The sequence below is a fragment of the Streptomyces sp. NPDC094143 genome (assembly GCF_040303825.1).
Lineage (GTDB): Bacteria > Actinomycetota > Actinomycetes > Streptomycetales > Streptomycetaceae > Streptomyces.
In genome coordinates this window covers 11,827-36,702 of sequence record NZ_JBEOTZ010000021.1, presented here as the reverse complement: position 1 = coordinate 36,702, position 24,876 = coordinate 11,827, and the positions used below count along the sequence as shown (strand labels likewise).

The window sequence follows — 24,876 nt, the reverse complement described above, 5'->3', positions numbered from 1 at the left end:
ACTGGTGCGGGGGGCTGGGCGGGGTGGGTCGAGGCGGGATGGCGTCCGCGTCCGGGGTGGACGCCGACGGCGAGAGAAGAATCGTTTTGGACGCGGCGGGCGTTGTGGTGCTGGGGGCCTGTGCCGGCTGGTCCCTGATCACGGCGGCGGCGCACGACGGCCGGCCGGAGGGGGTACTGCTCGCGGTGCTGGCCGTGGCGGCAGGGTACGCGGCGGGCCGGATCGGCGGGGCGCTGTCGCCGGTCGTGGCGCCGTGCGCCGGTGCGCTGGCCGGTGTCGGGCTGACGCTGGCCGTTCCGCACCTGGCTCCGGGCCCGCAGATCTCCACGCCCCTGGGCCACGCCGGGGCCACCGCCGCCGTGCTGACGCTGTCGGCGGGCGCCGCGTGCTGCGCGGCCTGGGCCGCTCCCGGGCCGGCCGCGCGGTTCGTGCTGCGCCTGCTGGCCGCCGGGACCGCGGTGCTGGCGGCGGTGCTCGGTTCGGCCACGGGCTGTGTCACCTGTACCGCGGTGCTGCTGTGCTCGCTGGCCGCCGGTCGCACCCGGCACCGCGGGGCCGGTCTCGCCGCGCTGGCCGGGGTGGCCGGGGTGGTGACGGGACTGACCTGGGCGATCGCCTCGGGGGCCGTGCCGGGCGGGTTGGCCGCCGCCCTCGAAGAGCGGCTGACGCCGCACCGGGTCCGGCTGTGGCAGGACGCCTGGTACCTGCTGCGCGAGAACAGCGCCCTGGGCGCGGGCCCGGGGCGCTTCGGGGAACTGAGCCCGGCCTCCGCCCCGTCCCTGCTGTCCGACGGCAAGCCGCACTCGGCGCCCCTGCAGCAGGCGGCCGAGCAGGGCCTCATCGGGCTGGCCCTGCTGGTGGCGGCGTTCGGCTGGATGATGTACGCGCTCTGGCGCGGCCCGCGCCCGACCCCGGTGGCGCTGACCGCGGGCGCGGCCCTGACGGCGCTCGCCGCCATCGCCGCGATCGGCAACGCGCTGAGCTTCACGGCGGTGTCGGTGGGGGCCGGCCTGCTGGCCGGCCTGGCCACGGCCCGCCCGCTCGCCGACGAAGGACCGGGCCGCTCCGCGGACGCGCAGACGCGGGACACCGGCCGCGCTCCCGCGTGGTGACGCTGGATACGTCTAGTGGGCGGGGGCCCCGGGCTTCCCGGGCCGCAGCCGCGCCTTGATCACCTGTACGGCCGCCTCCGCGTCGTCCACGGTGATCGTGAAGGTATGTCCGTCCCACAGGTCCAGCACGACGCCCTCCCCCCGTCGCACCACCACCGCGGTGCCCTTCTCGGGCCGCCACCGGTAGCCCCAGCCACCCCAGTGGCGGGGCGTGACGTGGGAGGTGTAGCTGGCGCCCGCCACTTGGGAGAGGGGGATACGGCGGCGGGGCACGCCGATGTGGCCGCAGCGCACCTCCAGGTGGTCCTCGTCGACCCGCAGGGCGACGTGGACGAAGGCGAGGGTCCCGAAGAGGACCAGCAGCCCGGCTGCGATGCAGCCGACGACGGCCATGACGAGCGGGGCCGCGCCGGAGGTCCACGCCGAGTCGACGGCCAGTTCGATGCCGAGCGCCATGCAGGCGGCGCCCACGAGCGCCAGCAGCCACTGGACCCGGTTGGTGGCCCGGCCGGTCCAGACCTCGGGAGGCACGTGGGGGGCGTTCTCGCCGTGGCGGTGGTCCCTCATGCCTTTGAGGGTACTCAGCTTTCGCTCCGCCGGTACCTCGTGGCGGAGCGTGACTGGGCCGGGTGGGCGGACCGCCCATCCGGCCAGGCGGTGTGGGCGGACCGCCTCTGCGGCCGGGCGATGTGGGCGGATCGCCGGTCCAGCAGGGCGGCGCCGCGCGCCGGGCCGCGACCGGCGACGTGCGTGTCGTGCGGTGTGCGTCTCGTGCCGTGTGCGACGGGCGGCGTGCGACGGGCGGTGTGCGTCAGCCCGCCGGGGTGACCGCCTGCAGCAGCCGCCCCTCCTCATAGGCCAGGGCAGGCGCGGGCAGCGCGCCCTCGCGTCCGCTGAGCAGCACGGTCAGCGTGCCGTGGGACGTCGCCCCCGGCGCGGGCCGCGCGCCGAGCCGGCGCAGGGCCTGGGCGGCCACGGCACCCGCGGAGCCGTGCAGCACGAGCGGCGGGCGGCCGGGGCGCTGCACGGCGGTCCGGATGCGCTCGGCGACCAGTTCGTAGTGGGTGCAGCCGAGGACGACGGTGGTCACGTCCTCGGGCGTCAGCCCGGCCGCCGCGGCCACGGCGGCGTCGATCGCCGCCTCGTCGGCGTGCTCCACGGCCTCGGCCAGCCCCCAGCAGGGCACTTCGGTGACGGGCACGCCACCGGCGAAGTCGCGGATCAGGGTCCGCTGGTACGGGCTGCCGGTGGTGGCGGGGGTGGCCCAGATGGCGAGGTGGCCGCCGCCGGCCGCGGCGGGCTTGATCGCCGGGACGGTGCCGATGACCGGGAGACCCGGTTCGAGGCGGGCGCGCAGGGCGGTGAGGGCGTGCACGGTCGCGGTGTTGCAGCCGACGATCAGGGCGTCGGGGCGGCGCACGGCGGCCGCCTCGGCGACGGCGAGGGCGCGCTCGGTCAGGTCCTGCGGGGTGCGCGGGCCCCACGGCATGCCGTCGGGGTCCAGGGAGAGCACGAGATCGGCGTCGGGGCGCAGCCGCCGAACCGCGGCGGTGGCCGCCAGCAGACCGATACCGGAGTCCATGAGCGCGATCTTCACCCGATCACGATAGACGATGAGCGGTCCCCGGCCGCTCCCGTGGGGCAGACTGCGCGCGTGAGCGCCCTTGTATGGACTGCCGCTGTGTCGCTTCTCGCCTGGCTGTGGCTGCTGCTCTGCCAGGGCTTGTTCTGGCGCACGGATGTGCGGCTGCCGCCGCGCCGGGAGCCGGACGCCTGGCCGTCGGTGTGCGTCGTGGTCCCGGCCCGCGACGAGGCGGCGGTGCTGCCCGCCGCGCTGCCGTCGCTGCTGCTGCAGGACTATCCCGGTCGCGCGGAGGTCTTCCTCGTCGACGACGGCAGCAGGGACGGCACCGGCGATCTCGCGCGCAACCTGGCGGAGCGGCACGGGGGGCTGCCGCTGACCGTGTCCTCGCCGGGCGAACCGCCGGCGGGCTGGACCGGCAAGCTGTGGGCGGCACGTCACGGCATCGGCCTGGCACGCGCGCGTGACCCGGAGTACCTGCTGCTGACGGACGCCGACATCGCGCACGCCCCGGACAGTCTGCGGGAGCTGGTGGCGGCGGCCCGCGCGGGAGGTTTCGACGTCGTCTCGCAGATGGCGCGGCTGCGGGTGGAGAGCGTGTGGGAGCGGTTCGTGGTGCCCGCCTTCGTCTACTTCTTCGCGCAGCTGTATCCGTTCCGCCGGATCGCCGCAGCCGGGACCCGGACGGCGGCCGCGGCCGGGGGCTGTGTGCTGCTGCGGGCCGGGACCGCCGAGCGGGCACGGATCCCGGACGCCATCCGGCACGCCGTGATCGACGACGTGGCCCTCGCGCGGGCCGTCAAGCGCGCCGGCGGTCGCGTCTGGCTGGGGCTCGCCGACCGGGTCGACAGCGTGCGGCCGTATCCGCGGCTGGGTGACCTGTGGCGGATGGTCTCGCGCAGCGCCTACGCCCAGCTGCGCCACCACCCGCTGCTGCTGGCCGGGACGGTGGCCGGTCTTGTCCTCGTGTATCTGGTGCCGCCCGCGGCCGTGCTCGCCGGCCTGGCCGCGGGCGATGCGGCCGCAGCGGTCGTCGGCGGGCTGGCGTGGCTCGTCATGGCGGGGACGTACCTGCCGATGCTCCGCTACTACCGCCAGCCGCCGTGGCTCGCCCCCCTGCTGCCGTTCACCGCGTTCCTCTACCTGCTGATGACCGTCGATTCGGCCGTGCAGCACTACCGGGGACGCGGTGCGGCCTGGAAGGGCCGCACCTACGCCCGCCCGGACGCCGTGCCCGACGAGGGCTGACGGCCATCGCGGGGTCACTTCCTGCCAGGGGTCCAGTTCATGCCCCACCCGTAGGCGTAATCGACGGTGCGCTGGGGGCTCACGCCGCGCTCGGGCACCAGGTACCGCGCCTCGCGCTGGACGACCAGGTCGTCGCCCGTGTTGGTGATCAGCGCCAGGGCGCACACGAGGGAGGGGACCGTGCACTCGTCGAGGGAGAACTCGATCGGTGCCCCGTGCTGCGGCCGGAGGGTGACCGTCGCGTTGAGCTCGGCGAACGAGCGGGCGCCCTCGTAGATGGTGACGAAGACGAGGATGCGCCGGAAGACGTGCTTGTGGTCGAGGTTGACGGTGAGGTTCTCACCGGACGCCACGGCACCGGTGCGGTCGTCGCCGTCGAGGTGGATGTACGGGGGCTGGTGCAGCGCCCCGAAGGCGTTGCCGAGGGCCTGTACGACGCCCTTGCTCCCGTCGGTGAGTTCGTACAGCGCGCACAGGTCGAGGTCGAGGTCGGAGTGCAGCGCGGTGGGGCGCCCGAACTTGCTGCTCCACCCCGAGAACTGCTTGCGGACCTCCCAGTTGAGGTTCACGTGCAGCGCGCCGGAGGTGCCGCCCTGCTTGGTCAGCGAGACGGAGGGGGCCGCCTTGGTGAGCGTCACCTTGGTGAGGCGGACGGGCGTCGCAGGGGGCGCGGCGGGCGCGGGCGGAGCCACCGGGGGCGTCGCCGGCGGGCGGGTGTACGCCGCAGCGGCGGGAGGCGCCGGGGCCGCGGCGGGTGCCGGGGCCGCCTGCTGCGGTTCGTCGACCGTGATGCCGTAGTCCGTGGCCAGCCCTTCGAGGCCGCTGCTGTAGCCCTGCCCGACGGCACGGAACTTCCAGGCGCCCTGGCGACGGTAGAACTCGCCGAGCACGAAGGCGGTTTCGGTGGTGGCGCCGGGGTTCTCGAAGCGCGCGACCGGTGTGCCCCGGTCGTCCCGGACCTCGATGTACAGGTCCGGGACCTGCCCGAACGTGCCTCCGTCGGCGGAGGCGGCGAGGACGACCGTGTCGACGGCGGGCTCCACGCGCGCGAGATCGACCAGGAGCGTGTCGGTGATGCGGCCGCCGGCGTCGCGCTTGCCCTCGTGCCGGATCGCGCCGGAGGAGTGGGCGGGCTGGTTGTAGAAGACGAAGTCCGCGTCGGAGCGGACCTTTCCCGCGACGAGCAGCAAAGCGGAGGCGTCGGCATCCGGCACGCCCGGTCCGCCGCGCCAGCCCACTTCCACGCGCAGTGCCGCCGCGGGCACCGGAGTGTTCGACCCTTTCAGCATGTGCATGTCCGCCCCCATCGCCTGGCACCGGGCCGGGACCGCCCCGGCCGTCCGTCCGGATCCGTCGCGTTACGTCGAGTCCGTCGGCACAACCTATTCCTCCCGGCCGCGAACGCCCATGCACCGGTCGCCGGAAGATCGATGGCCAACCGCCGGTAACCCGCCCGGAACTCGGCCTTTACATGACCAGGAACGGGTCCGGCGCCCCTTTTTGCCGAATTCGCTCGTATTGGGGATCCCAGGTCACTGCGGGAACGGAAAACAACCCTCTTATCGGTCTCCCCAACCAGCACATCGTGGGCTTAACTTATGTGCCATGACCTCCCCCCGCTCCACCTATGGCGGCGGCTACTACTCCGCCTCCTTCCCGGACACCCCGATCTACGACAAGCTCGTCGCCGAGCGGGGCACCCCGCAGATCGCCCCGATCCGGGTCCCCGCGCAGTACGACATGCCGGGCAGCCACCTGCCCGCCCTCCCGTCGGCGCTTCCCGCGCTGCCGGCGGCGCCTTCCCAGTCCGCCTACGGCTATCCGCAGGCCCAGCAGCCGGCCCCGCTCCAGCAGGCGCCCGCGGCGTACATCCCGCAGCAGGCCACCGCTCCGCGCGGCTACCCCGGCCCCCAGCCGCAGCAGCCCCGCCCGGCGGTACCCGCGGGTTACGAGGCGATGCGCCCGGCGGCTCCCCGGCCGGCCCCGGCTCCCTACCAGGACCCGTACAACAACCAGCAGTACCGCGGGTACTGAGCCGCACCCGGGGGCCGTCCGCGCCGGCTGGCACGATGGCCCCATGGGGAACGCACACCTGCACGCGATTCACGTCCATCCGGTCAAGGCGGTCCGGGGCCTCGCGCCCCGGGAGGCCGCCGTGGAGCCCTGGGGGCTGGCCGGAGACCGGCGCTGGCTGCTGGTCGACGACGTGGGAAAGGCCGTCACACAGCGCCAGCAGCCGCGCCTCGCGCTGGCCGCCGCCGAGCTCCTGCCGGACGGCGGCGTCCGGGTGTCCGCGCCCGGCAGGGAACCGCTGACGGTGCCCGTGCCCCGGCCGATCGGCACGGTGCCGGTGCAGATCTTCCGCGACAAGGTCGACGCGGTCCCGGCCGGGGACGAGGCGGCGCACGCCTGGTGGAGCGGCTACCTGGGCATCGGCGTGCGCCTGGCGTACCTGGACGACCCGGCCACGCGCCGGCCGGTCGACCCGCGGTACGCCCGGCCCGGCGAGACGGTCTCCTTCGCCGACGGTTTCCCGCTGCTGCTCACCACGACGGCCTCGCTCGACGCCCTCAACACCCTGATCGCGCAAGGGGACCACGCGGACGAGGGCCCGCTGCCCATGGACCGCTTCCGGCCCAACGTGGTCGTGGCGGGCACCGACGCCTGGGCCGAGGACCACTGGTCGCGCCTCGCCGTCGGGGAGGTGACCTTCCGCGTCGCCAAGCCGTGCGGCCGGTGCGTGGTGACCACCACCGACCAGGGCACGAGCCAGCGCGGCCGTGAGCCCCTGCACAGCCTGGGGCGGCACCGGCGACTGGAGGGGAAGCTGGTCTTCGGGCAGAACCTGGTGCCGCTGTCCCGGGGCACGATCCGGGTCGGGGACCCGGTCACGATCCTCGAATGACGCGGGCGCCACCGTCGCGGGCCGGGTGGGAACCGGTCCGCCGGACCGGGCGTTTGCGTGAGGGGGGACGTTCGTGCGAGGCCCCGGCGAGAGGTGATTTCGCTCTCTCTCCACAGGTATCGCGCGTGGACGGCTCCGCCGGGGGGCTATCACAGAGCGGGAAGGGGGTGCGGGCGGTGCGAGCGATCAGCGGACTCTGGCGCTGGCGGCGCAACCCGCTGTGCCGCGCGACCGATCTGGCCGAGGCCTGGCTGGCGCTGGCCGCCCTGCTGCTCGTCCTGCTGGCCGCCCCGCTGGCCGGCGCCCTCGTCGGCGGCGCGGCGCAGGACGCCCTGCAGCGCTCCGTCCGCGAGCAGCACCAGGCGCGCCACCTGGTGACGGCCACCGTGGTCCGCACGCTGGACCGCTCCCCGCTGGACGCCGACCCCGAGACGTCGACCGGCCGGGACCTGCGCACACGGGTCCTCGCCGACTGGGCCGCCCCGGACGGCACCGCCCGCCAGGGCCCGGTGCTGGCGGGCCTGAAGGACCCGCGGCAGGGCGACGAGTTCCGCATATGGACCGACCGGCACGGCCGGCTGGTGGCCCGCCCGCTGGACTCCGCCACGGCGTCGACGCACGCGGTCCTCGCCGGGTTCGGTGCGGCCCTGGTGACCGGCGGCCTCGTCGAGGGCGGCAGACGGCTGATCGTCTGGCGCATGGTCCGCCGCCGGTACGCCCGTTGGGACCAGGCATGGGACAAGGCGGGCCCGGACTGGGGCAGGACGGGCACCGGCAGCTGACGGCCTTCCGCCTCTGGTCAACCCACCACCCGCGCGCACGCTACGGTGGTCCGGCCGAACCGTTCGGCACAACCCGCGTGCGAGCGAGCAGGAGGGGCGCGCCGGGTGTCGACGCCGCGCGCGACCGGCCCGCCGGGCCGGGCACCGCCGCGGTCCCGGCACCGCCCGGCCCGCCCCGAGGGCGAACGAGCCATCAGTACGACCGAGGTGGGGGCACAGCTACACCATGGCACAGGGCACGGTCCAGGTGACGCACACCGGCACGTCGCGGTGGCGGCGCCGCACGGGTGAGTACGCATCGCTCGCCGCCGCCCTGGAGGCCGCGGCCGACGGCGACGTCCTCACCGTCGCCCCCGGCACCTACCGGGAGAACCTCGTCGTCCAGCGGGCGGTGACCCTGCGCGGCCCGGAGAACGCTCCCGGCTCGGTGCGGATCGCGCCCGTGGACGGGGTGCCGCTGACCGTGCGCGCCTCGGCGGTGGTCCACGACCTGCACGTGGAGGGCCAGGACGCGGCCTCCCCGGCCGTGCTGGTGGAGGAGGGCACCCCGGAGCTGCGGGACGTGCGGGTGGTGACGCGGTCGGCGGCCGGGATCGAGGTGCGCGGCAGTGCCCGGCCCACGGTCCGGCGGTGCGCGGTCGACAATCCGGCGGGCGTCGGCATCGCCGTACTGGACGGCGCGGGCGGGGTGTTCGAGGAGTGCGAGGTCGTCGCGGCCGGCCAGGCGGGCGTGGCGGTCCGCGGCGGCGCCCACCCCCGTTTCGAGCGCTGCAAGGTGCACCACGCCTCGGGCTCGGGCCTGTCGGCGACCGGGGAGAACTCGGCCCTGGAGGCGGTGGGCTGCGAGATCTACGAGGTGCGGGGCAGCGGCGTGCACATCACCGGCCGCGCCACCGCGCACCTCACCGACTGCGATGTGCACCGCACGACGGCCGACGGGGTCACGCTCGACACGGACGCGGTGCTCACGCTCGCCGACTGCCGTATCCACGACATCCCGGAGAACGCGATCGACCTGCGTTCCCGCTCGGTCCTCACGCTGACGCGCACGACGGTGCGGCAGTTCGGGCGCAACGGCCTGTCGGTGTGGGACCCGGGCACGCGCGTGGACGCCAACCAGTGCGAGATCTTCGACAGCACCGGCGACTACCCGGCGGTGTGGGTCAGCGACGGCGCCACCGCCGTCCTGGACTCCTGCCGGGTGCACGACGTGCCCGACGCCCTGTTCGTGCTCGACCGGGGCTCGCGGGCGGACGTCGTGGACAGCGATCTGTCGCAGGTGCGCAACACGGCCGTGTCGGTGAGCGACGGCGCCACCGCACAGCTCGACGACTGCCGGATCCGCGACGCGGCCACGGGCGCCTGGTTCCGCGACCACGGCAGCGGCGGCACGCTCAGCAACTGCACGCTGGACGGCACCCAGACGGGCGTGATCGTCACCAAGGGCGCCGACCCGACGGTGGAGCGCTGCACGGTCGACTCCCCGGCGGAGGCGGGTGTCTACGTCTCGGCCGGGGGCCGCGGCAGCTTCCTGAACTGCCGTGTGACGGGCAGCGGCGGCTACGGCTTCCACGTGATCGACGGCAGCCGCACGACGCTGCGCAAGTGCCGGACGGAGCGGTGCGCGCGCGGGGGCTACGAGTTCGCGGACGGCGGGGCGGACGCGGCGTCCGGGACGGGCCCCGTCGTCGAGGAGTGCACCAGCGACGAGAGCGTGGGGCTGCGGGCGCCCGCGGCGGCGCCGGAGGCGGCCGTGCAGACGGTGAGCCACTCCGCCGGGCTGCTGGGCGCGGTCCCGGGGCAGCGCACCGAGGCGGAGCCCTCCCCACCGGTCGCGGAGCCCGCGCCGCCGGCCCGAAGCTCCAAGGACGTCCTCGGGGAACTGGACGCGCTGGTGGGCCTGGAGAGCGTCAAGCGGGAGGTGCGCGCCCTCACCGACATGATCGAGGTGGGCCGGCGGCGGCAGCAGGCGGGCCTGAAGGCGGCGTCGGTCAAGCGGCACCTGGTCTTCACGGGCTCCCCCGGCACCGGCAAGACGACGGTCGCGCGGCTGTACGGCGAGATCCTCGCCTCCCTCGGGGTGCTGGAGAAGGGCCACCTGGTGGAGGTGTCCCGGGTCGACCTGGTCGGCGAGCACATCGGCTCGACCGCGATCCGCACGCAGGAGGCGTTCGAGAAGGCGCGCGGCGGCGTGCTGTTCATCGACGAGGCGTACGCGCTGTCCCCGGAGGACGCGGGCCGCGACTTCGGCAAGGAGGCCATCGACACGCTGGTGAAGCTGATGGAGGACCACCGGGACGCCGTCGTGGTGATCGTCGCCGGTTACACGGCGGAGATGGAGCGCTTCCTGTCGGTCAACCCCGGTGTGGCCTCCCGCTTCTCACGGACCATCACCTTCAGCGACTACGGCCCCGAGGACCTGCTGCGGATCGTGGAGCAGCAGGCCGAGGAGCACGAGTACCGGCTGGCGCCGGGCGCGGCGGAGGCGTTGCGGACGTACTTCACGCAGCTCCCGAAGGGCCCGGCGTTCGGCAATGGCCGCACCGCGCGGCAGACGTTCGAGGCGATGGTGGAGCGGCACGCGAGCCGGGTCGCCCAGCTCGCCGAGCCGAGCACGGACGACCTGACGCTGCTCTACGCCGAGGACCTCCCCGAGCTGCTCTGAGACCGGCTACGCGGCGGGCGGCTCGGGTGTGTCGCGGGGCGCGGGCACCCCGGGCCGCAGCCGGGCCAGCAGCGTGCGCCGTTCCTCGGCGAACACCGGGTCCGCCTGGTAGTCGGAGTGGCCGAGGATCGGCGCGGGCAGGGGCAGCAGGTCGGTGCGGCCGTAGGCGAGGGGGTCCCGCAGGGGCGGGTGGTCGACCTGGGGGCCGCGGTCGCCGGGCAGGCGCATCGGGCCGCCGATGGGGTCGGTGAGCCGGTACAGGTTGCGCCAGCAGTCGACCTCGCGGTGCAGGGCGCCGAGCGCGGCGGGCCCGAAGTGCGCCGGGAACCAGCGGCCGTAGAGGCGCTCCAGCGGGGAGCCGTAGGTGAGCAGGGCGACGCGCCTGCGGGCGGACGGGGCGAGCTGCCAGGCGGCTGCGGCGGCGAGGACGCTGCCCTGGGAGTGCCCGGAGATGACCAGCCGTCCGCCGGTGGCGCGGGTCCAGGTCGCCATCCGCCAGGTCAGGTCGGGCACGGCGCGCTCGGCGTAGCAGGGCGGGGCGAACGGGTGGGCGGCACGGGGCCAGAAGGTGCCGACGTCCCACAGGATGCCGATGGTGCGGCGGGCTGCGGCGTCCTTGTAGGCGCGGCGGCCCCAGGTGACGAAGAGTATGAAGCCGAGGCCGATCAGCCAGGAGCCGAGGGCCTGGGCGGTCTCGGCGGCGCCGTGGAGAAGGGGGGTGGTGCCCCGGGCGGCCTCCCCCGGTGTCTCGTCGGTGGCGAGGGCGCCCACGAGGGCACCGGCGCCGAGCAGCAGGGTGACGCCGGAGGTGACGGCGACGATCCGGGGTCCCCGGTCGGTGAGGGAGGCCATGGCGCGGGTGGAGGCGATGCGGCGGGTGCGGGCCCGGTCCAGCGTCTCCTCCGGGTAGTCGCGGGCCACCGCGTCGCGCTCGGCGCGGGCGAGGGTCCACGCCCGGTGGGCCAGCCAGCCGAAGAGCCCCAGCACCACCACCAGCAGGGGCGGGATCACGGACGCCTGCCAGGTCAGCAGGACCGGAGGCCCGTCGAGCGACGCCCCGGTGCCGTCCAGCCAGTCGGAGACGCGCTGCGCGACGCCTCCGGACATCACCCCGCCGAGGGCGCAGGCCAGCATGGCGACGGCCGGGCCGCCCAGGCCCCGCAGCACCGCCCGCCGGTCGGGGTCGGTGCGGTGCAGGGTGTGGGCGACGACCGCGAGGACCACCACGAGCAGGCCCTGCACCAGGGTGATCCCCCCGAAGGCCGTGTCGCCCGGCAGCCGTCCGTCCGACTCCCAGCCGGGACGGTCCCACCCCGCGTACAGCAGGGTGAGGGCGAGCAGGACGAGCGCGACCGCCGGCAGGCGCCGTACGTACCGCTCGTCGAGTTCCCGGTCGACGCGCTTCTCGCTGCGGCCCCTGCGGCACACCACCCAGACGACGGCGACCGCGCAGGCCGCGAGGGCCGCCTCCAGGAGCAGACCGAGGGTGTCCAGGACGGCCGGTCCGCCGGGCGCGCGGTCCTGGCGGGCGGCGGCGCTGCCGACCGCCGCGGCGACGGTCAGCAGCCCGGCGGCGGTGTGCGCGGCGCGCAGCCGGGCCACCAGCCGGCGTCCGTACCAGAACCCGGGGCGGCCGAGCGCGGTCGCCCCGGGGTCCTCGTCGGGTTCGGGGTCGCGGGCGATCGGCTGCTGTGACTCGTAGTCGCTCCAGGTGCGTCGGGAGAGGTACCACAGGAGGCCGGTCAGGGCGGTGGGGACGAGGGCGGCGAGGGCGAGCCTGCGGCCCGGGGCGCTCCACCAGCCGCCGTCCGAGACGGTGGGTGAGAGGAAGCCGAGCCAGGAGTGGCGGTCGGCGCACGCGGGCGTGCCCGCGCACTGCCAGGCGGTCAGGTCGAGGGCGACCTCGCACGCCGCGGCGACGAGCAGCACGGTCAGGGTGAGTCCGGTGAGCCGTACCAGCAGGCCGTACAGACGCACGGTGCGGCGGCGGCCGCGGGCGCTGGGGCGCATCCAGTGGGCGAGGTTGACGACCATGAAGGGCAGCAGCAACAGCCACAGGGCCCGGGTGCCGTTGCCGGAGGTGAGGTTGCACCAGACGTAGGCCTCGGGCACCGGCCCGTCGCGGCGCGCGGCGCCCGGGCTGTGCTCCGCGTCGACGTCGTCGGCGCGCCGGAAGACGGCCGCGGTGTCGTCGCCGGTGATCCGTACCGTCCGCGGATCGCCCAGCATGTCCTGGGGCGTGGTGCCGCCCACGCCGTGGACCAGGAGTTCCAGGGCGGTCCCGGTCTCGCCCGCCCGTGCGGCCGGACCGTCGGGTCCGCCGGTCGACGCATGTTCCTGCGCACGTTCCACTGATTCGCACTTCCCCCGTGACACGCCGTCGGCTCTGCCCGTGCGGGCACAAGGATCTCCACTTCGGGGGCGCCCCACACCTGCTGTCACGGAATCTCCCCGATCCGTGACGAAGCCGCGCCCGGGAGGAGCCATCGGTGGCATGCGCGCGACGAGCGGGCGGGTGGCGCCCTCCGTGACACGACATGCGAGGATGGGACGTCCGCGCACCGGTGCCCGGGGGAAATGTCCCGGTCGGGGAGGGTGCGCCGGGCGTGTCGGACGGCATTGAGGCGAAAGGACCGGAGCGTACGTGAGCGAGAATCAGAACCTCCTCGCGGAGCAGCGGCGATCCCTGATCCTCGACGAGGTCCGCCGCCGGGGCGGGGTCCGGGTCAACGAGCTGACGCGCAAGCTCGGCGTGTCGGACATGACGGTCCGCCGCGACCTCGACGCGCTCGCCCGCCAGGGCGTTCTGGAGAAGGTGCACGGCGGCGCGGTCCCGGTGGTCGAGGCGAGTACGCACGAGCCCGGCTTCGAAGCCAAGTCGGGGCTGGAGCTGACCGCCAAGGAGGACATCGCCCGGGCCGCGGCCAAACTGGTCGCACCGGGCGCGGCGATCGCCCTGTCCGGCGGCACGACGACCTACGCGCTGGCGCACCAGCTGCTGGACGTGCCCGACCTCACGGTGGTCACCAACTCGGTGCGGGTCGCCGACGTCTTCCACGCCGCCCAGCGCACCTCGGGCCCCCGGCAGGGCGCGGCCACGGTCGTGCTGACCGGGGGCGTGCGCACGCCGTCCGACTCGCTGGTGGGGCCGGTGGCCGACCAGGCGATCGCGGCACTCCACTTCGATCTGCTGTTCCTCGGGGTGCACGGCATATCGGTGGAGGCCGGGCTGTCGACGCCGAACCTCGCGGAGGCCGAGACCAACCGGCGGCTGGTGCAGTCGGCGCGGCGGGTCGTGGTCGTCGCCGACCACACCAAGTGGGGCAAGGTGGGGCTGAGTTCGTTCGCCGCGCTGGAGCGGATCGACACGCTCGTGACCGATGCCGGTCTGCCGGACGAGGCGCGCGGGGTGGTCGCGGAGCATCTGCGGCGGCTGGTGGTGGCCGGGGAGCCGGAGCCCGACGAGGCCGCGGACATCTGACGGGGCGCCAGCCGGGGTGACGCCCTCGGTCGCTCACCGTCCGGCTGTGCGAGGAGGGCTCCGTCCGTGGCTCACCGTCTGCGCCCGGTCGGTCTCGACCTCGTCGGGATGGCACCCGTACGGCACGTCTTCACCCGGCGGATCCCGGTTCGGCCGGCGGCGGTCCACGGCGCGCCGGTGGACGTCCCCGGCTGGGCCGACTGGTTCCCCCGGGTGAAGGCCGCCCGGGCCCTCGACGGTGGCGCGGGGCGTTCCGGGACGCCGTGACGGCTTCGGAGCGGTGGCTCACGGCCTGACACCGGTGCCGCGGGAGCCGCCCCCGCGTGAATTGCGGTCCCGCGGCGGCCGAAGGCCCGCGGGCCTCAGCAGGGCCAGGTGCCCGTCCGCAGGAACGTGTCGATGGCGGCCGTGTAGGGCGCGATGTCCAGGCCCTGCCCGGCCAGCCAGGTGTCCGAGTAGTACTTGTCGAGATACCGGTCCCCGGGGTCGCACAGCAGGGTCACGACACTGCCCTGCCGCCCCTCGGACACCATCTCCGCGACGATCTTCAGCGCGCTCCACAGGCCCGTGCCCGTCGAACCGCCCGCCTTGCGGCCGATGGCACGTTCCAGGGCCCGGACCGCGGCGACGCTGGCCGCGTCGGGCACCTTCATCATGCGGTCGATCGCGCCGGGCACGAAGCTCGGTTCCATGCGGGGCCGCCCGATGCCCTCGATCCGGGAGCCGCAGTCACACGTGACGTCCGGATCGCCGGTGGTCCAGCCGTCGAAGAAGCAGGAGTTCTCGGGGTCGGCCACGCAGACGCGGGTGTCGTACTGCATGTAGTGCACGTAGCGCGCGAGGGTCGCTGAGGTGCCGCCGGTGCCCGCCGTGGCGACGATCCACGCCGGCTCGGGGAACCGCTCCATGCGCAGCTGGCGGAAGATGGATTCGGCGATGTTGTTGTTCCCGCGCCAGTCCGTGGCGCGTTCGGCGTAGGTGAACTGGTCCATGTAGTGGCCGCCGGTCTCGGCCGCGAGGCGGGCGGACTCCTCGTACATGGTCCGGGGGTCGTCCACGAAGTGACAGCGGCCGGAGTGGAACTCGATGAGGCGGATCTTCTCGGCGCTCGTCGTGCGCGGCATGACGGCGATGAAGGGCACGCCGATCAGTTTCGCGAAGTACGCCTCGGAGACGGCCGTCGAGCCGCTGGAGGCCTCGATCACCGGTCTGTCCGGCCGGATCCAGCCATTGCACAGGCCGTACAGGAACAGGGAGCGGGCGAGCCGGTGCTTGAGGCTGCCGGTGGGGTGGGTCGACTCGTCCTTCAGATACAGGTCGATGCCCCAGCGCTCCGGCAGCGGGAACCGCAGCAGGTGCGTGTCGGCCGAGCGGTTGTGGTCGGCCTGGACCCTGCGGACGGCCTCTTTCAGCCACGCGCGGTAGCCGGTGTCACTGTGGTCGACGTCGAGGGTCACGCCGGTCCGGGTCTGCTGGGGAGTACTCACGAGGGGGCTCCTAACGCTGCGCGCCGACGACGGATCGCGCGGCCGACACCCCGATCATAAGCACCCGGCGCACGCTTCTCACCTGCATAAACGCACCTTTGAGCCCCCCAAAGCGCCCCCTGGGGCAGAGCCGGTGCAAGGGGGCGCGCGCTGCCGGGGGCGCATCCGCGAGCGTGCTGCGGGCGCCCCCGGCCGAGGGGTCCGCATCCACTGGTGCTCGACGCCGGGTGGGGGCAGACTGCACCGCGGGACCGAGGCCCGGTACGTGCCGGGCCGAGGCTCCCGGCAGGCCACGACGCAGCCCGTGAGCAGTTCCCGGGCGGGGCACACTGGGTCAGGACACGAGCCCGTACCGGGCGCCGCGGGGAGCGGGCCGGTACACCGACACGCACAAGGGGGCGGGTGACATGGCGGAGCCGGAGTTCAGGGCCACGGGTGTGCGGATCGGGAAGCGGCTGCGTTCGCTCACCCGGGCCGGACAGGTCCGGATCAGCGGCGGCCGGCTCGAACTGCTGACCAGCTACGGCAGTGAGATCGACAGCGCCCCGGTGCAGGCCGTGCGGGCGTCCAGGCCCTGGTTCGGCCCCGAGGACCGGGCGACGGCCGACCTCAACGGCAAGCGGTACCTGCTCACCCTGGGCGAGCGCGATCCCGCCCCGGGCGAGCCGGGGCCGCCGGCCGCGCGGCGCTTCATCGAGGCCGTGCGCCGGGCGGCGGGGCGTGACGACTGAGATGTCCGCGAGTTGCGCTCCCCCACCCCCTGCGTCACTCTGGTCTCACGTCACTCTGGGTTTACCGGCGATAACGCTGCGAACCAGCCCGCCGGCCACGACAGCGGGCGGCAGCGTGACGAAGGCGCCCTGCTGGATCCGAACTCCGTGTTCTTCCGGACCTCACGTCGGGGAGTCGCAGCCGTGATCAGTTACCCAAGCAGGCACTGCACGGTGGAGCTCCAAGCCCTGCCGTCGCGGATCGGCCAGGTCCGCAGAATCGTATCTGCGCAATTGCGCTACTGGCACCTGGACGCCCTGATCGACCGGGCCTCGCTCGGCGTGACGGAGCTGTTGTCCAACGTCCACCGGCACGCCCAGCCCGACAAGACATGCACAGTGGAGATAGAGCTGCTGCTCGACCGGCTCACGGTCTCCGTGCGCGACGGCGATCCACGGATGCCCGTGGTCGACGACGCCGAGCCACTGGCGACCTGTGGTCGCGGGCTGGCGATGGTGGCCGCCATGAGCGAGAGCTGGGGCGTGCGGCCGGACGGCGAGTCGGGCAAGGTCGTGTGGTTCACCCTGCCGACGTCCGCTCCGGCGGTGGCGGCTGCGCCGACGCGCCGGCGGCGCGCGGCCCAGGAGAATCCCGCGCGCCGGTTCGCCGAGGTCGGGCACTCCGCCGAGGTACTCCTGCCCGAACATGCTCCCGCCCGGTCCGCCGTTGCCGGCTGACCGGGCGGTGACCACCGTCCTCGCGGGGTCGCGCTACGCGGACCTTCACCCACCCACGCGCCGCCTGTAACGGCCGGTTGCATCGTCGAGGTCGGCCGTGGGCGGTGATCTCCGTGGGCGGCTTGCGGGGCGCCGGGGGGGCCGGCCCACCCACCCGCTGCCCGTGACGGCCGGTGGTCGTCGCGGTCAGGGCTTGCCCTTCGCATGGCCGAACTCCTCGTTCAGGACGGACAGGCGGCGCCAGTACTCCTCCTCGTCGATCTCGCCGGAGGCGAAGCGGTGGCCGAGCACCGCGACGGGTGAGTGCTCGGCCACCCCGAACCGGCGGCCGCGGCCCACGGTGCGGCGCAGCAGTGTGATGCCGCCGCCGATGACCAGCGCCCAGATCACCGGGAAGAGCAGGATCGACGGGCCGGGCCCGCCGTCGCCGAAGTGCGCCAGGGTCTGCATGTCGTCGATCTCCTCGTTCCCGTGCCGGAATCCGTGTCGTCCCGAGCGTCGCCCCGCCAGGGGCCCTCGGTCGTCGTACGGTCAGCGGCACTGCGCGTACCTCGCCCGGAGTACGGACCCCGGAGTACGGACGGAGTTGTAACTACTGGTATGTACACTGAGGGCATGAGCACCTCGGAACGGCTGATCGAGTCGACCCGCGAACTGCTGTGGGAGCGCGGTTACGTGGGCACGAGCCCCAAGGCGATCCTGGAGCGGTCGGGCGCCGGGCAGGGCAGCATGTACCACCACTTCAAGGGCAAGCCCGACCTCGCGCTCGCCGCGATCCGGCGGACCGCCGAGCAGATGCGCGCCACCGCCGCGAGCGTGCTCGACGGGCCGGGGACACCGTACGAACGCATCGAGGCGTATCTGCGGCGCGAGCGGGACGTGCTGCGGGGCTGCCCGGTCGGCCGGCTGACCATGGACCCGGACGTGATCGCGAGCGCCGAGCTGCGCGCCCCGGTCGACGAGACGCTCGACTGGCTCCGCGGGCGGATCGCCGCACTCGTCGAAGAAGGCCGGGAGCAGGGGCAGTTCGACCCCGCCCTGGACGGCGGGGAGATCGCTGCCGCGATCGTCGCGACCGTCCAGGGCGGCTATGTGCTCGCCCGCGCCTCCGGCTCCCCCGCCGCGTTCGACGCGGGCGTGCGGGGGCTGCTCTCCCTGCTGGCACCCCGCACCCCCTGAGGAGGCCTCCGGTGCACGCCCTGCAGTACGAGATCACCCTGCCCGCCGACTACGACATGGGCGTCATCCGCGACCGGGTGGCCCGCCGGGGGCATCTGCTCGACGACTGGGACGGGCTCGGCCTCAAGGCCTATCTCGTGCGCGAGCGCGGCCTGCGCGGCTCGCCGGTCAACGCCTATGCGCCGTTCTACCTGTGGAACACCGTGGAGGGCATGAACGCCTTCCTCTGGGGCGGCGGCTTCCAGGGCATCGTCGACGACTTCGGGCGCCCGTCCGCACGGCAGTGGACGGGTCTGGCGTACGAGGAAGGAGCGGGCGGGCGGCCGAGGTTCGCAGTGAGGAGGAGGCAACAGCTCGCGGCCGAGAGGCCGTTGGCGGGGGTCGCGCAGGACGCGGCCGCCCGGGCGCGGCGGTTGGCGACGGAGGACGGCGCGCTGCTGGCCGCGACCGCCGTCGACACGAGCCGCTGGGAGCTGGTGACGTTCTCCCTCTGGGAACACGAGACGGCTGATGCCGAGGGGGACCTTTTCGAGGTGCTGCACCTGTCGGAACCGGGCCGGGACCGGATACGCCGGGGACGCCTGTGGTGAGCGCGGTCCGCACGGTGCTGGGGGACGTCCGCCCCGGGGAGCTGGGCGTGTGCGACGCCCACGACCACCTGTTCTTCGGCAGTCCCCGGCTGCCCGGTCAGGAGCTGAACAGCGTGGCGGCGGCCCGGGCGGAGCTGACCGCCTTCCGCGGGCAGGGCGGCGGGGCCGTGGTGCAGTGGACGCCGTACGGGCTCGGGCGGCGGGCCGCGGACCTGCCGGCGCTGTCCCGGGAGACCGGTGTGCACGTGGTGGCGGCGACCGGGCTGCACCAGGCCGCGCACTACGACGAGGACACCCTCGGCCGGCTGCGCGGCCGGCTCGCCGGCCTCTTCGTCTGCGAACTCACCGAGGGCATCGGCACGTCGGGGGTGCGGGCCGGGCTCGTGAAGGTCGCGGGCGGCTTCCACGCCCTGGACGCGCACGCCCGGTGGACGCTGGCGGCGGCCGCCGAGGCGCATCACGCCACGGGGGCGCCGATCGCCGTGCACCTGGAGCTGGGCACCGGCGCCCTCGACGTCCTGGACGTGCTGTGCGGGGAGTGGGGGGTGCCGCCGCACCGGGTGGTGCTCGGGCACCTGAACCGCTCCCCCGACCTCGTGACGCACCGGCAGGCCGCGGAGTCCGGCTGCCATCTCGCGTTCGACGGCCCGTCCCTCGCGCATCACACCACGGACTGGCGGATGCCGGACGCCGTACGGGCCCTGGCCGACGCCGGGTTCGGCGACCGGCTGCTGCTGGGCGCGGACACCACCACGGCCGCCGCCCGCTCGGTGAACGGCGGCCCCGGGATGCCCTACCTGCTGCGCCGGGTGCGGCCCCGCCTCGTCCGGGCCGTGGGCGAGGAACTGGTGCGGCGGATCCTCACGGAGAACCCCGGCCGGGCCTTCGGGGCCGAGTGGCGGTGCTGAGCGGCCTCAGCCGGAGGCCTGGTCGTTGTCCTTCATCGCGCCCCAGCCGTGCCAGCGGTCGACCTCCACCCAGGCGCTGACCCGGGGCCGGGCCCGCTCCGGGTAGGGCTTGCCCGTGTAGTGGCGGGAGAGCAGGTCGATGTCGGTCAGGCCCTCGTCGTCGTACATCTCGGTGACGCGGCCGATGAGGGTGACGTGGGTATACCAGTCGTCGCCGGCGAGGACGGTGAGGGTCACGCGCGGGTCGCGGCGCAGGTGCTTCAGGCGGACGCGGCCGGCGTCGAGGTTGATCAGCACCCGGCCGTCCTTCCACACGTACCAGGTGGCGGTCGAGACCGGGGCGCCGTCGGAGCGCAGGGTGGCCATGACGCACGGGTTGGGCCGGCTCAGCAGGGCCTCGGCCTCGGGCGGCAGCGGCGGCTTGGACATGGTGGAACCTCCTGGGTTCTCGAGGGGTGTTCAGGCGGACGGGCTGTCGTCGAAGCTGGCGAAGTAGGCGGCGGCCATGTCCTCGTCGCCGTGGCCCCGGGCGGCGGCGCGCTCCATGCGGGCGGCGGCGGCCTCGGCCACGTCCAGGCGGACGCCGTGCTCCGCGCCGGCCCGGACGATCAGGTGGGCGTCCTTGGCGGCGGTGCTCACCGCGAACTGGGGCGGGGTGAGCCTGCCGTCGAGGACCAGGTCGGACTTGGCGCGCAGATAGCCCATGTCGAGCGGGCCGCCCGAGACGAGGTCGAAGAAGTCGCGCGGATCCACGTCGAGGGCCTTCGCCAGGGCGAGGGTCTCCCCCGCGGCGGCCGTGACGGCGAGGACCCAGCTGTTGGCGACCAGCTTCAGCCGGGTGGCGGCGGCCGTGGCCCCGTCCTCGCCGGTCCACACGGTGCGCACGCCGACGGCGTCGAAGACCGGCGTCACCCGGTCCCGGCCCCCGGTCGGCCCGGCGGCGAGCACGGTCAGCTTCCCGGCCTCGGCGGGCTGCCGGGTGCCCAGGACGGGGGCGTCGTAGAAGACCAGGTCGTGCTCGCGGGCGAAGGCGGCCAGCGCGGCGACGTCCTCGATGCCGGCGGTGCTGGACTGCACCCACGGGGTGCCGGGGCGCAGGGCGGGGGCGGCCTCGCGCAGGGTGTCCAGGGCGGCGGGACCGTCGTGGAGCATGGTCAGGACGACGTCGGCGCCCCGGACCGCCTCGGCGGGCGTGCCGGCGATGTGGGCACCCTCGGTGGCCAGGGGTTCGGCCTTGGCGCGGGTGCGGTTCCAGGCGCGGACGGTGTGCCCGGCGCGGGCGAGGTTGCGGGCCATCGCGGCGCCCATGATGCCGGTACCCAGAACGCTCACGGTGAGCTGATCGGTCATTGCGTCGACTTCCTCGGTGGTGCGGGCCTGCTGTCTGCCCACCAGCCTGCCCGTTCGGCGGCTCGCCTTCCCGGAAGCGACGAGGTCAAGCGCGATACCAGTGGGGTCAGGTTCCGGTTCGGCCGTGAGTGCCCGGCGGACGGGTGACGCCGGGTCAGTGACGGTCCGTCAGGGCTGCCAGCGGATCGTCGAGGACCGGCTGCCAGGCCAGTTCGGCCGCGCCGACCAGGCTGTTGTGGTCGAGGGTGCACGCCAGGATGGGGACGCCGCCGCTCTGGCCCCACAGGCTGCGGTCGGCGACGACCGCGCGCAGGCGGCCCGGGTCCGCCTCCAGGAGCGTGCGGTGCAGGCCGCCGAGGATGATCCGGTCCGGGTTGAGGATGTTGACCAGGCCGGCCAGTCCGAGGCCGAGCCGGTCGATGAGGGCCTCGGCGGCGGTGCGCACGCCCGGGTCGTCGTAGTGATGGCGCACCAGGTCGATGGACTGCTGGAGCAGGGACACCTCGGGGCCCGGCTCGCGCCCGGCCTCCGTGAGGAAGGCCAGCGGGTCGGTCTCCACGTCGAGGCAGCCGCGGCTGCCGCAGTGGCAGGGGCGGCCCTCGGGGTGCACGGTCAGGTGGCCGACCTCCAGCGCGAGACCCGAACTGCCCCGGTGCAGGCGGCCGTCGAGGACGAGCGCGCCGCCGACGCCCCGGTGGCCGGTGGCCACGCACAGCAGGTCGCGGGAGCCTCGTCCGGCGCCGTGCCGGTGCTCGGCGAGCGCGGCGAGGTTGACGTCGTTGGCTGCGAAGGCGGGACCCTCGATGCCGGCCGCGCGCACCTGCTCGGCGAAGATGTCCCGCACGGGCGCGCCCGCGGGCCAGGCCAGGTGCAGGGGGTTGAGGGCCAGGCCCTCGGGTTCGGCGACGGCGGACGGTACGGCCAGGCCCGCGCCGACGCATCTGCGCCCGGTCTCGCGCAGCAGCTCGGCACCGGCAGTGACGACGGAGGCGAGGACCTTCGCCGGGTCGGCGTCGACCGTCTCGCACCCGGGCGCGGTGGCGACGATCCGGCCGCCCAGCCCGACCAGCGCCGCCCGGAACCCGTCGGTGTGGACCTGGGCGGCGAGGGCGACGGGCCCGTCCTCGGCGACGGCGAGCCGGTGCGAGGGCCGGCCCTGCGAGCCGGCCGCCGCGCCGGGCCGGGCGTCGACCCGGATCAGCCCGAGCGCCTCCAGCTCGGCGGCGACCGCGCCGGCCGTCGCCCGGGTCACACCCAGCTCGGCGGTGAGCACGGCCCTGGTCGGGGCGCGTCCGGTGTGCACGAGCTCCAGCGCGGGTCCGAGGGCCGTGCGCCCCCGGTCCAGCCGTGTCCTCGACGTGCTCCCGTCCCCCGGCCGGGGGTCCGCCTTCCCGCTCATGAGGGCGAGTCTGTCATGATCCGCCGGAGCGGCGGCCTACAGGCCGCTGACCCGGAGCGTGATGTTGAGCCGTCCGGTCAGGCCGAGCCCGGGCGGTGCCGTGCCCGCGTGCACCCGGGGCACCCCGTGGTGGGCGAGCCGGGAGGGGCCGCCGAAGACGAACAGGTCGCCGCTGCGCAGCTCGACGTCGGTCCAGGGCCGGGTGCGGGTCTCGGTGTTGCCGAAGCGGAAGACGCAGGTGTCGCCGAGGCTCAGTGACACCACCGGCGCGTCCGACTGCTCGTCGCTGTCGCGGTGCATGCCCATGCGGGCGTCGGCGCCGTAGAAGTTGATCAGCGCGATGTCGTAGGCGGGCGCCGGGCCCCCGAGGGTGTCGCGGACGGCCCGGCGGCCCAGGTCGCCCAGCCAGTGCGGGAAGGGCTTGACCGGGGCGCCGTCCCCGTCGGTGACCGTGCGGGCGTAGCCGTAGGGGTACCAGTGCCAGCCCAGGCACACCTGCCGGGCGGTCATGGTGCCGCCGCCGGGGGTGCGGACCGTGCGCAGTCCGGCCGGCGGCCGGGCCCAGTCGCGGCACGCGTCGAGCAGGGCCCGCTGCTCGTCGGCGCCCAGCCAGTCCGGCACGTGCACCGCGCCGGGCGCGACCTCGGCACGGGCCCTGGGGAACAGCTCGCCGTCCATGCCCTCCATCCTGCCCGACCGGGACTGAGCTGCGGCTCGGCTAGCCTGGACGCACGATGAACGACCGTATGACGACGCCGTGGGGCGCGCTCGCGCTGACCCGTTTCCCCGAGGACCCGCGCGAGACGCTGCGCGCCTGGGACGCCTCCGACGAGTACCTGCTGCGGCATCTGGCCGCGGAGGACGTCCCGCTGTCGGGCACGGTCGTGGTGGTCGGGGACCGCTGGGGCGCGCTGGTCACGGCGCTCGCGGAGCACCGGCCGGTGCAGATCACCGACTCGTACCTGACGCAGGAGGCGACGCGCGCGAACCTGGCGCGGGCCGGGGCCGAACCGGGCGGGGTACGGCTGCTCACCACCCAGGACCCGCCGCCGGAGCGCATCGACGTGCTGCTGGTGCGGGTCCCGAAGAGCCTGGCGCTGCTGGAGGACCTGTTGCTGCGGCTGGCGCCCGCGGTGCACGCCGGGACGGTGGTCGTGGGCACGGGGATGGTGAAGGAGATCCACACCTCGACGCTCCGGTTGTTCGAGCGGATCCTCGGCCCGACCCGCACCTCCCTGGCCGAGAAGAAGGCCCGCCTGATCCGCTGCACGCCGGATCCGGCACGGGAGCGGCCCGCCCGTCCGTGGCCGTACGTCTACACGCTGCCGGACGGGATCGGCACCGTCTCGGGGCGCACGGTGGTCAATCACGCGGGGGTCTTCTGCGCGGACCGGCTCGACATCGGCACCCGGTTCTTCCTGCGGCACCTGCCGGAGGGCCGGGGCGGCCGGGTGGTGGACCTCGGGTGCGGCAACGGGGTCGTGGGGACGGCGGTGGCGCTGGCCGACCCGGACGCCGACGTGCTGTTCGTCGACGAGTCGTTCCGGGCCGTGGCGTCGGCGGAGGCCACGTACCGGGCGAACGGCCTGTCCGGGCATGCCGAGTTCCGGGTGGGCGACGGGCTCGACGGGGTGCCGTCGGGCAGTGTCGACCTGGTCCTCAACAACCCGCCCTTCCACTCCCACCAGGCGACGACGGACGCCACGGCCTGGCGGATGTTCAGCGGGGCGCGGCGCGCGCTGCGGCCCGGCGGGGAGCTGTGGGTGATCGGCAACCGGCACCTGGGCTACCACGTCAAGCTGCGCAAGCTGTTCGGCAACAGCCGAGTCGTCGCGAGCGACCCGAAGTTCGTGGTGCTGAAGGCCGTCAAGCGGTAGGCGCGCCGAGTGTCCGGAGGGTCCGGGCCACGGCCCGGGTCATCGCCTCCCGGGCGGCCGTGAGGTAGCCGCGCGGGTCGACCGCTTCCGGGCGGTCGGTGAGGAACTCCCGGATGGCGCCGGTCAGCGCGATGTTCAGGGCCGTGCCGATGTTGACCTTGGTGATGCCGCCCGTGACCGCGGCGGTGAGTTCGCCGTCCGGGACGCCGGAGGAGCCGTGCAGGACCAGCGGTACGTCCAGGGCGGCCGACAGGCGCTTGAGGAGCGCGTGGTCGAGGGCCGCCGTGCGGGTGGTCATGGCGTGGGCGCTGCCGACGGCGACGGCCAGGGCGTCCACGCCCGAGTCGGCGACGAAGACGCGGGCCTCCTCGGGGTCGGTGCGGGCGCCCGGGGCGTGGGCGTCCAGCGGGGGTCTGCCGTTCTTGCCGCCGATCTGGCCCAACTCGGCCTCGATCCACAGGCCGTGGGCGTGGGCCCAGTCGACCGCCGCCCGGGTCGCGGCGAGGTTCTCCTCGTAGGGCAGCCGGGCCGCGTCATACATCACGGAGCTGAAGCCGGCGTCCACGGCCTGGTACAGCAGGGCGTCGCTCTGCACGTGGTCGAGGTGGAGGGCGACGGGTACGGCGGCCTGTTCGGCGGCCGCGGCGGCGGCGCGGGCGAGCGGCAGCAACTGTCCGCCGCGGAACCGGACCGCGTTCTCGCTGACCTGGAGGACGACGGGGGCCCGCGCGGACTCGGCGCCCGCGACGACGGCCTCGACGTGCTCCAGGGTGATGATGTTGAACGAGGCGACGGCGCAGCGGGCGGCGGCGGCGCGGCCGACGAGTTCGCCGGTGGTGGCAAGGGGCACGGGGTCTCCAGGG

The 24,876-nt window shown here is 74.7% G+C and carries 25 protein-coding genes; 14 read left to right on the top strand and 11 right to left on the bottom strand.

Annotated elements, in window-relative coordinates; all coding sequences use genetic code 11:
• Positions 1-38: 38 nt before the first annotated feature.
• Positions 39-1,112, top strand: coding sequence for an O-antigen ligase family protein (locus ABTZ58_RS24870; protein WP_351360668.1), 1,074 nt, complete (start codon positions 39-41; stop codon positions 1,110-1,112).
• Positions 1,113-1,124: 12 nt separating this feature from the next.
• Here the strand turns inward: ABTZ58_RS24870 and ABTZ58_RS24865 are convergent, their stop codons facing one another.
• Positions 1,125-1,679 carry a hypothetical protein gene (locus ABTZ58_RS24865; RefSeq protein ID WP_351360665.1) on the bottom strand — a complete coding sequence of 185 codons (555 nt, stop codon included), beginning with the start codon at positions 1,677-1,679 and terminating at the stop codon, positions 1,125-1,127.
• Between the two features lie 244 nt (positions 1,680-1,923).
• Positions 1,924-2,709: a glutamate racemase gene (locus ABTZ58_RS24860; RefSeq protein WP_351360663.1), complete on the bottom strand. Its 786-nt coding sequence runs from the start codon at positions 2,707-2,709 to the stop codon at positions 1,924-1,926.
• A 39-nt stretch (positions 2,710-2,748) separates the two neighbouring features.
• Between ABTZ58_RS24860 and ABTZ58_RS24855 the strand changes: the two genes are divergently transcribed.
• The gene (locus tag ABTZ58_RS24855; RefSeq protein ID WP_351360660.1) at positions 2,749-3,942 is read left to right on the top strand and encodes a glycosyltransferase; all 1,194 of its coding nucleotides are present in this window, start codon (positions 2,749-2,751) and stop codon (positions 3,940-3,942) included.
• 14 nt (positions 3,943-3,956) lie between these two features.
• On the opposite strand, the gene ABTZ58_RS24850 is transcribed toward ABTZ58_RS24855, so the two are convergent.
• Entirely contained in the window at positions 3,957-5,231 is a 1,275-nt protein-coding gene (locus ABTZ58_RS24850; RefSeq protein WP_351360970.1) for a TerD family protein, read from the bottom strand.
• Between the two features lie 316 nt (positions 5,232-5,547).
• On the opposite strand from ABTZ58_RS24850, the gene ABTZ58_RS24845 reads away from it, so the two are divergent.
• From ABTZ58_RS24845 to ABTZ58_RS24830, 4 genes are all read left to right on the top strand, one after another.
• Complete coding sequence (locus ABTZ58_RS24845; RefSeq protein ID WP_351360657.1) at positions 5,548-5,976, top strand: DUF6643 family protein; 429 nt, start codon at positions 5,548-5,550, stop codon at positions 5,974-5,976.
• A gap of 43 nt (positions 5,977-6,019) precedes the next feature.
• Positions 6,020-6,847 (top strand): MOSC domain-containing protein, encoded by an 828-nt coding sequence (locus ABTZ58_RS24840; RefSeq protein ID WP_351360654.1) that lies wholly within the window; start codon positions 6,020-6,022, stop codon positions 6,845-6,847.
• A 176-nt stretch (positions 6,848-7,023) separates the two neighbouring features.
• Positions 7,024-7,629, top strand: a complete 606-nt coding sequence (locus ABTZ58_RS24835) for an Rv1733c family protein (protein WP_351360651.1) — start codon at positions 7,024-7,026, stop codon at positions 7,627-7,629.
• 226 nt (positions 7,630-7,855) lie between these two features.
• Entirely contained in the window at positions 7,856-10,294 is a 2,439-nt protein-coding gene (locus ABTZ58_RS24830) for a right-handed parallel beta-helix repeat-containing protein (RefSeq protein WP_351360648.1), read from the top strand.
• 6 nt (positions 10,295-10,300) lie between these two features.
• On the opposite strand, the gene ABTZ58_RS24825 is transcribed toward ABTZ58_RS24830, so the two are convergent.
• Positions 10,301-12,646: a hypothetical protein gene (locus ABTZ58_RS24825; RefSeq protein ID WP_351360645.1), complete on the bottom strand. Its 2,346-nt coding sequence runs from the start codon at positions 12,644-12,646 to the stop codon at positions 10,301-10,303.
• A 292-nt stretch (positions 12,647-12,938) separates the two neighbouring features.
• Between ABTZ58_RS24825 and ABTZ58_RS24820 the strand changes: the two genes are divergently transcribed.
• Together ABTZ58_RS24820 and ABTZ58_RS24815 are read left to right on the top strand one after the other, a co-directional pair.
• Positions 12,939-13,775, top strand: a complete 837-nt coding sequence (locus tag ABTZ58_RS24820; RefSeq protein ID WP_351360642.1) for a DeoR/GlpR family DNA-binding transcription regulator — start codon at positions 12,939-12,941, stop codon at positions 13,773-13,775.
• A 66-nt stretch (positions 13,776-13,841) separates the two neighbouring features.
• Entirely contained in the window at positions 13,842-14,042 is a 201-nt protein-coding gene (locus ABTZ58_RS24815) for a hypothetical protein (RefSeq protein WP_351360640.1), read from the top strand.
• A gap of 95 nt (positions 14,043-14,137) precedes the next feature.
• Here the strand turns inward: ABTZ58_RS24815 and cds1 are convergent, their stop codons facing one another.
• Positions 14,138-15,262, bottom strand: a complete 1,125-nt coding sequence (cds1, locus tag ABTZ58_RS24810; protein WP_351360637.1) for an L-cysteine desulfhydrase Cds1 — start codon at positions 15,260-15,262, stop codon at positions 14,138-14,140.
• Positions 15,263-15,669: 407 nt separating this feature from the next.
• Between cds1 and ABTZ58_RS24805 the strand changes: the two genes are divergently transcribed.
• Both ABTZ58_RS24805 and ABTZ58_RS24800 read left to right on the top strand, forming a co-directional pair.
• A complete protein-coding gene (locus ABTZ58_RS24805) occupies positions 15,670-15,993 on the top strand; it encodes a hypothetical protein (RefSeq protein ID WP_351360634.1) in 324 nt (107 codons plus the stop codon).
• A gap of 213 nt (positions 15,994-16,206) precedes the next feature.
• Positions 16,207-16,710 carry an ATP-binding protein gene (locus tag ABTZ58_RS24800; protein ID WP_351360967.1) on the top strand — a complete coding sequence of 168 codons (504 nt, stop codon included), beginning with the start codon at positions 16,207-16,209 and terminating at the stop codon, positions 16,708-16,710.
• 186 nt (positions 16,711-16,896) lie between these two features.
• On the opposite strand, the gene ABTZ58_RS24795 is transcribed toward ABTZ58_RS24800, so the two are convergent.
• Entirely contained in the window at positions 16,897-17,160 is a 264-nt protein-coding gene (locus tag ABTZ58_RS24795) for an SHOCT domain-containing protein (RefSeq protein WP_351360631.1), read from the bottom strand.
• Between the two features lie 165 nt (positions 17,161-17,325).
• Here ABTZ58_RS24795 and ABTZ58_RS24790 point away from each other — a divergent pair, with 165 nt between their 5' ends.
• The 3 genes from ABTZ58_RS24790 to ABTZ58_RS24780 are packed head-to-tail and all read left to right on the top strand — an operon-like array spanning position 17,326 to position 19,387.
• Positions 17,326-17,889, top strand: a complete 564-nt coding sequence (locus tag ABTZ58_RS24790; RefSeq protein ID WP_351360628.1) for a TetR/AcrR family transcriptional regulator — start codon at positions 17,326-17,328, stop codon at positions 17,887-17,889.
• An 11-nt stretch (positions 17,890-17,900) separates the two neighbouring features.
• A complete protein-coding gene (locus ABTZ58_RS24785; RefSeq protein ID WP_351360625.1) occupies positions 17,901-18,479 on the top strand; it encodes a DUF4865 family protein in 579 nt (192 codons plus the stop codon).
• Positions 18,476-19,387 carry a phosphotriesterase family protein gene (locus tag ABTZ58_RS24780; protein WP_351360622.1) on the top strand — a complete coding sequence of 304 codons (912 nt, stop codon included), beginning with the start codon at positions 18,476-18,478 and terminating at the stop codon, positions 19,385-19,387. The genes ABTZ58_RS24785 and ABTZ58_RS24780 overlap by 4 nt, the downstream gene beginning before the upstream one ends.
• A gap of 6 nt (positions 19,388-19,393) precedes the next feature.
• Here ABTZ58_RS24780 and ABTZ58_RS24775 read toward each other — a convergent pair whose 3' ends face one another.
• The 4 genes from ABTZ58_RS24775 to ABTZ58_RS24760 all read right to left on the bottom strand — a co-directional run bounded on the left by ABTZ58_RS24775 (position 19,394) and on the right by ABTZ58_RS24760 (position 22,814).
• A complete protein-coding gene (locus ABTZ58_RS24775; protein WP_309094602.1) occupies positions 19,394-19,816 on the bottom strand; it encodes a PPOX class F420-dependent oxidoreductase in 423 nt (140 codons plus the stop codon).
• Positions 19,817-19,846: 30 nt separating this feature from the next.
• Complete coding sequence (locus tag ABTZ58_RS24770; protein ID WP_351360618.1) at positions 19,847-20,737, bottom strand: NAD(P)-dependent oxidoreductase; 891 nt, start codon at positions 20,735-20,737, stop codon at positions 19,847-19,849.
• A 154-nt stretch (positions 20,738-20,891) separates the two neighbouring features.
• Complete coding sequence (locus ABTZ58_RS24765; RefSeq protein ID WP_351360615.1) at positions 20,892-22,136, bottom strand: ROK family protein; 1,245 nt, start codon at positions 22,134-22,136, stop codon at positions 20,892-20,894.
• 36 nt (positions 22,137-22,172) lie between these two features.
• On the bottom strand, positions 22,173-22,814 hold the full coding sequence (locus ABTZ58_RS24760; protein WP_351360612.1) for an alpha-ketoglutarate-dependent dioxygenase AlkB family protein: 642 nt from the start codon (positions 22,812-22,814) through the stop codon (positions 22,173-22,175).
• A 68-nt stretch (positions 22,815-22,882) separates the two neighbouring features.
• Between ABTZ58_RS24760 and ABTZ58_RS24755 the strand changes: the two genes are divergently transcribed.
• Positions 22,883-24,013 carry a methyltransferase gene (locus ABTZ58_RS24755; protein WP_351360964.1) on the top strand — a complete coding sequence of 377 codons (1,131 nt, stop codon included), beginning with the start codon at positions 22,883-22,885 and terminating at the stop codon, positions 24,011-24,013.
• On the opposite strand, the gene ABTZ58_RS24750 is transcribed toward ABTZ58_RS24755, so the two are convergent.
• Positions 24,003-24,863 carry a class II fructose-bisphosphate aldolase gene (locus ABTZ58_RS24750; protein WP_351360609.1) on the bottom strand — a complete coding sequence of 287 codons (861 nt, stop codon included), beginning with the start codon at positions 24,861-24,863 and terminating at the stop codon, positions 24,003-24,005. The two genes, ABTZ58_RS24755 and ABTZ58_RS24750, sit on opposite strands and share 11 nt — an antisense overlap.
• Positions 24,864-24,876 lie beyond the last annotated feature (13 nt).

Coding starts and splice junctions, on each gene's coding strand:
- ABTZ58_RS24870 (WP_351360668.1), top strand. CDS start 39: ATGGCGTCCGCGTCCGGGGTGGACGCCGACGGCGAGAGAAGAATCGTT.
- ABTZ58_RS24865 (WP_351360665.1), bottom strand. CDS start 1,679: ATGAGGGACCACCGCCACGGCGAGAACGCCCCCCACGTGCCTCCCGAG.
- ABTZ58_RS24850 (WP_351360970.1), bottom strand. CDS start 5,231: ATGCTGAAAGGGTCGAACACTCCGGTGCCCGCGGCGGCACTGCGCGTG.
- ABTZ58_RS24845 (WP_351360657.1), top strand. CDS start 5,548: ATGACCTCCCCCCGCTCCACCTATGGCGGCGGCTACTACTCCGCCTCC.
- ABTZ58_RS24840 (WP_351360654.1), top strand. CDS start 6,020: ATGGGGAACGCACACCTGCACGCGATTCACGTCCATCCGGTCAAGGCG.
- ABTZ58_RS24830 (WP_351360648.1), top strand. CDS start 7,856: ATGGCACAGGGCACGGTCCAGGTGACGCACACCGGCACGTCGCGGTGG.
- ABTZ58_RS24805 (WP_351360634.1), top strand. CDS start 15,670: ATGGCGGAGCCGGAGTTCAGGGCCACGGGTGTGCGGATCGGGAAGCGG.
- ABTZ58_RS24795 (WP_351360631.1), bottom strand. CDS start 17,160: ATGCAGACCCTGGCGCACTTCGGCGACGGCGGGCCCGGCCCGTCGATC.
- ABTZ58_RS24790 (WP_351360628.1), top strand. CDS start 17,326: ATGAGCACCTCGGAACGGCTGATCGAGTCGACCCGCGAACTGCTGTGG.
- ABTZ58_RS24775 (WP_309094602.1), bottom strand. CDS start 19,816: ATGTCCAAGCCGCCGCTGCCGCCCGAGGCCGAGGCCCTGCTGAGCCGG.
- ABTZ58_RS24770 (WP_351360618.1), bottom strand. CDS start 20,737: ATGACCGATCAGCTCACCGTGAGCGTTCTGGGTACCGGCATCATGGGC.
- ABTZ58_RS24765 (WP_351360615.1), bottom strand. CDS start 22,136: ATGAGCGGGAAGGCGGACCCCCGGCCGGGGGACGGGAGCACGTCGAGG.
- ABTZ58_RS24760 (WP_351360612.1), bottom strand. CDS start 22,814: ATGGACGGCGAGCTGTTCCCCAGGGCCCGTGCCGAGGTCGCGCCCGGC.
- ABTZ58_RS24755 (WP_351360964.1), top strand. CDS start 22,883: ATGACGACGCCGTGGGGCGCGCTCGCGCTGACCCGTTTCCCCGAGGAC.